We start from the raw sequence: 4631 nt of genomic DNA, 5'->3' as shown, positions 1-4631 counted from the left end.
GACAAGACCTGCGCGGTCCATCCGACGATTGCAGAAGAGATCGTCACCCTTCGCCAGAAATGGGTGCCAGACGTCGAGCCTGCCTGAGGCGACTGTTACGCTGACGCCATGAGCAGCTGGCGGATCTCGCCGGCAGATGCCTTCAGGGCCTCGCGCACAGGCTTGAGACCGCCGCCGCGGCCCTTGTGTATGACAAGGCTTTTCCAGGGCGCGTCCTCTGGCTCTGGCGCGCGCACGGCGAGATGGCCGCTCTTCGGGATGGCGTGCTGGAGCAGCGCTTCTGAGAGTTTGAATCCAGCGCGCTGATCATGGGCGCCATTGCGGGCGTCGGCTTCGAATGCCGATTGCTCATTGCGCGAGACACGGTTGAAGAGAACTGAAAGCTGCGGCCTGACATCCTCGGCGATCTGCTCGTTCAAGACGAGATTGAGGAGCTTCACCCCCCGCAGCGAATACATGTCGGGATGCATGGGCGCGATGACGCGGTCGCTCGCTTCCAGGGCGCATTTGGTCAGGAAGGTGGCGTTTGGATTGGTATCGAAGACGATGAGGTCATAGGCGCTACGCAAATGGTCGATCATGCGCAGGAAATTCTCGCGGATGGCGGCAAGGGCGGCAGCGTCCGTCGCGAACGCGTATTTCGAGATCTCGAACTGGCCTGAAATCAGGTCCAGCACGCCGCCGGGCGCATCGCTATCCATCAGGGGATGGGCAATATCATCCGGATCAGGCGCGGGGATCGGTTCTGTGGAGAGCTTGCTCCAGGCCTCGGCGGGCGAAACTGCATCGCTGGCATGGAGCCGGCTGCGTTCAAAAAGCGAGATGACGGACTTGTCCTGCATGGCGCTCTGATCAGCGAGGTCCATGTCAAAGAAGGTCTGGGTCAGATTGTATTGCGGGTCGAGGTCGACAAGCAGAACGCGCCCGCCAATCGAGGCCTGCCAGGCGCCGAAGACTTGCGAGGTTATCGTCGTCTTTCCGACACCGCCCTTGAGGTTCATCACCGAGATGACAGGTGATTTCTGTCGGTAGCGGCGGCGCACGCGCGTGACGAGTTTCTGAAGGCCGCCTTCATCCATCAGCCCATCGGTGAGGCTGCCCGCCAGCTCTTTCTTGAAGACGCCGGACAGGCGAGCATTATCGGAGCGAAAGGGAAAAATGGTCATGCCGCGAGAAACAGCGCGCTCGATCTGCGCCTGAACCTCGCGCGAGCGTACAGCGCTGGCCGAGACCAGCACGACCATGGCAAAACTCTTGTCGATGGCGTCCGCAATCGTCGCGCGGCTTTCTTCAGTGTCGGCCCCGGGCGCATCATACCAGACCGGAATGCCGGCCTGACGCAGTGCTTCGTGGACTTTCAGCAGGCTGTCGACGTCTTTCGGGCCGTGAGCGATGAACGCATGCGACATGGGAGGCTCCGCATTTTTCTTTTGCCCCTGCACTAGGGCAATGGTGATGATTCCGCCACAGAAACTGCCGGTGAATTGTGGTAAAACTTGTGCGACAGGTGCCAATATGATTTAGACGCGCGCCTGAGGAGTTGAGCAATGACGTGGACACCGAACAGCTGGAGAGCAAAGCCTGCCAAGCATATTCCGGAGGATTATCCGGATGCGACAGCCCTTGGCGATGTTGAAGCACGCCTTAAGGCGTTTCCGCCGCTGGTGTTTGCAGGTGAAGTGCGCCGGCTGAAACAGCAGCTCGGCAAGGTGGCGGCCGGCGAGGCTTTCCTGTTGCAGGGCGGCGACTGCGCCGAGAGCTTCAAGGAATTCAGCGCCGACAATATTCGTGATACGCTGCGCGTCATGCTGCAAATGGCGGTCGTGCTGACCTTCGCGGCCTCCAAGCCCGTGGTGAAAGTCGGCCGTCTGGCGGGACAGTTCGGCAAGCCGCGCTCGTCTGCGACAGAGACGATTGATGGCGTCACGCTTCCCTCTTATCGCGGCGACAATATCAATGGCATGGACTTCACCGAGGACGCCCGGCTTCCCGACCCTGAGCGGCTGATCAAGAGCTACTCTCAGGCGGCATCGACGCTGAACCTCGTGCGCGCCTTCTCGCAGGGCGGGTATGCCGACCTCGCGAACGTCCACCGCTGGATGCTCGGCTTTGTTGACCGCTCGCCGCAGGGCGCACGCTATAGCGCGCTGGCAGACCGGATCAGCGATGCGCTGTCCTTCATGAATGCGTGCGGTGTGAATTCGCAATCGGTGCCGCAAATGGCGCAAGTCGATGTCTATACATCGCATGAAGCCCTGCTGCTTGGTTTCGAGGAAGCGATGACACGCGTCGATTCCACTTCGGGCGACTGGTACGACACCTCGGCGCACATGCTGTGGATCGGTCACCGGACGCGCCAGATTGATCATGCGCATGTCGAGTTCTGCAAGGGCATCCGCAATCCGCTGGGTATCAAGTGCGGGCCGGGCCTTGAGACAGACGAGCTCCTGCGCCTGATCGAGACGCTGAACCCGAAAGACGAACCTGGCCGGATCACGCTGATCACGCGCTTTGGATCAGAAGGCGTCGAAAAAGGCCTTTCGCCAATCGTGCGCGCGGTGAAGAAGAGCGGGCGCAGCGTCGTCTGGTCCTGCGATCCGATGCACGGCAATACGCTGAAAACCGAGAGCGGCTTCAAGACGCGGCCGGTGGACCGGATCCTCTCAGAAGTGCGCCAGTTTATCGAGATCGTGTCCGATGAGGGATGCTATCCAGGCGGGGTTCATTTCGAGATGACCGGCCAGGATGTCACCGAGTGTATTGGCGGCGCCCAGGCCATCTCCGAAGCGGATCTGTCATCTCGATACCACACTCACTGCGATCCTCGCCTCAATGGCGAACAAGCGCTTGAGCTGGCCTTCATGATCGCAGAGAAGCTCCAACACATGAAAGAAGCCGTCAGCGCCGATACGCGCGCCGCGAGCTAAAAGGGAGACGAGCCATGCGTCGCAGGCGGGTCTGGCCCGCCTGGGCGAGGCCATCCGACATTGCAGATCTGTTGCGGCTGTCAGGGCCGATTGCCGTCTCGCGCGCTGCGATGATGTTGATGGGCCTGACGGATGTGATCGTGCTTGGCCAGAATGCGCCGGGGGAGCTGCCTTTTGTCCTGAATTCCTGGCTGCCGATCGGTGTCTCGCTCGGGCTCACCATGGGACTTCTCATGGGCGTGTCTGTGCTGACGGCCGAACTCTCCGGCATTGGACAGGGCGCAGATACCGGCCGTATCTTCCGGCGCGGCATCAAATTCTCGCTCTGGTTCGGGACACTGCTGACTGTTGTGATCTTTCTCATCGCTGGGCCGATGTTCCGGCTGTTCGGGTTTGAGGCGCATGTCGCTGCAGGCACGGCTTCAGTCACGCGGATTCTGTCGATTGGCCTGATCGGTCATATGCTCACCCACGTCGCCGGGTCCTATCTTGAAGCGCTGAGACGACCGCTGGTGGTCACGGTGATCATGTATGCTGGCGTGCTGATCAATCTCGTGATCGATCTTGCCGTGGTCGCCGGCTGGTGGGGCATGCCAAAGCTTGGCGCGGATGGCGTCGCAATTGCGACCACAGGCACGCGCTGGTTTCTGGTGATCCTGTTTCTGGTTGCGGTTTGGCGCATGTCGCCTGCGTTCAAGCCGTCGAGCGAAGGCCCGCCAGGAGAGGCGCGGCGCATGTTCTCGGTCGGCTATGGCACAGCCGTCTCGAATGTGGCCGAGTGGGGCGGGTTCAACTCGACCTTTATCGTGGCAACGCTCATCAGTACGGCCGTGAACACGATCTATGGCATGGCGATCCATGTCATCGGGTTCTGCTTCATGGCCTTCCTCGGTCTCGGCACGGCCACAAGTGTGCGCGTCGCCGAAGCCTATGGGCGGAAGAATTCCGATCAGGTTCGCGAAGCCTCGCGACTTGGCATCGTGGTAACCGTGCTGGTGGGCATCCTGCTCGGCAGTCTTGTGTGGATATTCCAGGCGCCGCTCGCCTCGATCCTGATCAAGTCGGATGCGGAAGTCGCCGGCGTGCCGATTCACGCGTCGCTGATCCCGATTATCGGGTTCACGTCATTCGTAATCGTGTTCGACGGGCTGCAAAATGTCGCGTCCATGGCGATGCGGGCGCAGAATGTGATCTGGCCGCCGACCTTTATTCATCTTGGTTCCTACTTCCTGCTCATGCTGCCGCTGACCTGGTATCTCGGCATGGAGCGGGGCGGCGGGGCCATGGGCATGATGCAGGCGGTGCTGATTGCGTCGATGGTCGCGGGCCTTCTGCAAACGGCCCTGCTGGAATCGAAAGCGGCGCGCCGGTTGAAACCAGCGCGCCGCCTCAAGATCTGAGATCTAGACGAAGCCTAGATGTCTTTCAGAGCCGATGCCGGCTTGAAAGCACCTGACGTCTTCTCAGGAATCTGGATCGTTTCGCCCGTTGCCGGGTTACGACCTTCACGTGCACCACGCGTTTTGGCGTGGAACGTGCCGAAGCCGGCAATAGCAACCTGCTTACGGCTTTTCACTGCACCTGAGATGGTGTCGAAAACTGCGTCTACCGCCTTGCCGGCGTCTGCTTGAGACATGCCAGCAGATTCTGCGACGGCTTTTGTAAGTTCACCCTTGTTCATTGGGCTCTCCTTCTAGCTTACGG

4 protein-coding genes are annotated in these 4631 nt (G+C 60.5%); 2 read left to right on the top strand and 2 right to left on the bottom strand.

Features of this window, described 5'->3' with window-relative positions:
- Nucleotides 1-95 precede the first annotated feature (95 nt).
- Nucleotides 96-1409, bottom strand: coding sequence for an AAA family ATPase (locus WA989_RS06370; protein ID WP_424339668.1), 1314 nt, complete (start codon nt 1407-1409; stop codon nt 96-98).
- Between the two features lie 138 nt (nt 1410-1547).
- On the opposite strand from WA989_RS06370, the gene WA989_RS06365 reads away from it, so the two are divergent.
- Together WA989_RS06365 and WA989_RS06360 are read left to right on the top strand one after the other, a co-directional pair.
- Entirely contained in the window at nt 1548-2927 is a 1380-nt protein-coding gene (locus WA989_RS06365; RefSeq protein ID WP_424339667.1) for a class II 3-deoxy-7-phosphoheptulonate synthase, read from the top strand.
- Between the two features lie 14 nt (nt 2928-2941).
- Nucleotides 2942-4327 (top strand): MATE family efflux transporter, encoded by a 1386-nt coding sequence (locus WA989_RS06360; RefSeq protein WP_424339666.1) that lies wholly within the window; start codon nt 2942-2944, stop codon nt 4325-4327.
- A gap of 14 nt (nt 4328-4341) precedes the next feature.
- On the opposite strand, the gene WA989_RS06355 is transcribed toward WA989_RS06360, so the two are convergent.
- On the bottom strand, nt 4342-4608 hold the full coding sequence (locus WA989_RS06355; protein ID WP_084393670.1) for an HU family DNA-binding protein: 267 nt from the start codon (nt 4606-4608) through the stop codon (nt 4342-4344).
- Between the last annotated feature and the right edge of the window lie 23 nt (nt 4609-4631).

The organism is Henriciella sp. (assembly GCF_049649345.1).
Classification (GTDB): Bacteria; Pseudomonadota; Alphaproteobacteria; order Caulobacterales; family Hyphomonadaceae; genus Henriciella.
The sequence above is the reverse complement of the archived record's forward strand: the minus strand, read 5'-3'. Positions and strand labels throughout refer to the sequence as shown.